The following is a 1,953-nucleotide window of genomic DNA, read 5'->3' on the forward strand; positions in this document are numbered from 1 at the left end:
GGGCGCGGATGGGGGCGCGGGGCGCCCCCGGATCAGATGGCGACGCCCTTGCCGCGCATCCAGGCCAGCGGGTCCACGGTGCCGCTGCCCGCCGGCTGGACCTCCAGGTGGAGGTGGGGGCCGGTGGAGTTGCCGGTGGAGCCGACGTTGCCGATGACCTCACCGGTGACGACCTCCTGGCCCGCGACCACGGCCATGGAGGACAGGTGGCTGTAGGAGATCTCGGTGCCGTCGGCCAGCTCGATCACCACCCGGTAGCCGTAGGAGCCCGCCCAGGCGGCCTCCTTGACCACGCCGGTGTGGATGTTCTTGATGGGGGTGCCGGCGGGGGCCACCAGGTCGGTGCCGGTGTGGTAGCCGCTGGACCACATGGCGCCCGCGGCGCCGTACCCGGAGGAGAGGGAGTACGAGGCGAGGGGGGCGACGTAGCTCTCGCGCAGCTGCCGGAGGCGTTCCTCCTCCTCCTTGCGCTTGCGCTCCTCCTCTTCCTTCCGCTTGCGCTCCTCCTCGGCGCGCTCGCGCTCCTCGGCCTCCAGGCGCTCGCGCTCGGCGAGTTCGGCGGCCTCCTCGGCGGCGGCCGTGACGGCCTTCGCCTCGATCTCGGCGCGGCGCTCGGCCTCGACGATGGCCTCCTGGGCGTCCGCCTGCTGCAGGATGCGGGAGCGCAGCGCCTCTCCCGGGTCGCTCGACGGATCCGAGCCGGGGGCGGCGGCGGTGACCGCGACGCCCGCGGAGGTCAGCGGGGCGGCGGTGATCACCGGGGTCTGCGTCGTCGCGGCCTCCTCGTCCTTGTCGGAGAGGAAGGCGCTCAGGCCGGGGATCCGGTCCGGGATGGACCGGACGCGGTCGGCCCCGGAGGCGTCGCCGCCCTCCTGGGCGGAGGCCATGCCGCCGGCGCGGGGTAGGCGTCGAAAGCGGGTGCGAAATCCTCCGTCGACCCGGGGGTGACCCGCTCGTCCCCCGCGGCGCGGGGGGCCGGGAAGCCCTCGTGATGGAAGGAGTTTTCGAAGGAACCACCGGGGGTATCCCCGGAGGAAGAAGGGGTGCCGGCCTCTCCGGGGGCCGAGTGGCCGAACCAATCGGTGTGACCGTACCGGTCCGCCTCGAAGGGGCTCCCACCGAATCGGTGGGCGGTGTCGACGGTGGGGTACGCGCCGGTCGGCCGGCCGTACACGTCCTCCGCCGGAGCGGGCTGCTGCGACGCCACGAAGGCGCTCCTTTCCCTCATCCGCCTACCGGGTTAGCTGACGGGTTCGGAGCGGGAACGTCTCCTACGGGCCGCCGACGCGGGTCGGCCGCCCGATTCACCCCGGGTTGAGTGGTTCCCCGGCTCCCGGGAGCGGTGACCCGCCCCCATGGATTCGACGCAGAGCACGGCGCCGTCCCTTGCGACGGCGGTACCGGACCGCGCTGCGTTATCGAACGTTAATAGAGGCCCTCGCCGAATTCCAAGTCACGGCAGGTGATTTAAGGCTCTCTTCAGGTGGACGTTTCATCACCGGGGAGCCCAAAGGGGACAAAAGATCACCGGGCAACGGCGGGGGCGAATATCTGATGGTTCGTCAGTTGTTATCGCCCGCACCGGGTCGTTCACCTTCGGTGACAGCCCTCCGCGACCCGCCCCTCCCGTCGGGCCGGGAGACCCTCCGTCGCCGTCCCGAACGACCGCCCTCCCCGTCGTCGAGATCCTCGCCGGGCACCGGGCGACGCACCACCAGCACCGCGATGTCGTCCTGGGGCGCCCCGTCGGTGTGGTCGGCGATGTCGGAGAACAGGACGTCCAGCACCCGCCGGGGACGGGTGAACCGCCGCCCGTCCAGTGCCGCCGCGGGGTCGTAGAACCTCCCTTTCTCGTCGCGCGCCTCACTCACCCCGTCGGTGTACAGGAGCAGGCTCGCCCCCGGCGGGAACGCGTACTCCTGCACCCGCCCCCCGCCCGGCCTGCCTCTTATA

2 protein-coding genes and 1 riboswitch are annotated in these 1,953 nt (G+C 72.2%); both genes read right to left on the bottom strand.

Annotated elements, in window-relative coordinates; all coding sequences use genetic code 11:
* Positions 1-32 precede the first annotated feature (32 nt).
* The gene (locus FOE67_RS24170) at positions 33-887 is read right to left on the bottom strand and encodes a M23 family metallopeptidase (protein WP_182666954.1); all 855 of its coding nucleotides are present in this window, start codon (positions 885-887) and stop codon (positions 33-35) included.
* Between the two features lie 327 nt (positions 888-1,214).
* Positions 1,215-1,377: riboswitch (cyclic di-AMP (ydaO/yuaA leader) on the bottom strand.
* A gap of 185 nt (positions 1,378-1,562) precedes the next feature.
* A partial coding sequence (locus FOE67_RS24175) for a SpoIIE family protein phosphatase (protein ID WP_182666955.1) occupies positions 1,563-1,953 on the bottom strand: 391 nt, incomplete at its 5' end.

The sequence above is a fragment of the Streptomyces calidiresistens genome (assembly GCF_014141525.1).
In the GTDB taxonomy this organism is placed as follows: domain Bacteria; phylum Actinomycetota; class Actinomycetes; order Streptomycetales; family Streptomycetaceae; genus Streptomyces; species Streptomyces calidiresistens.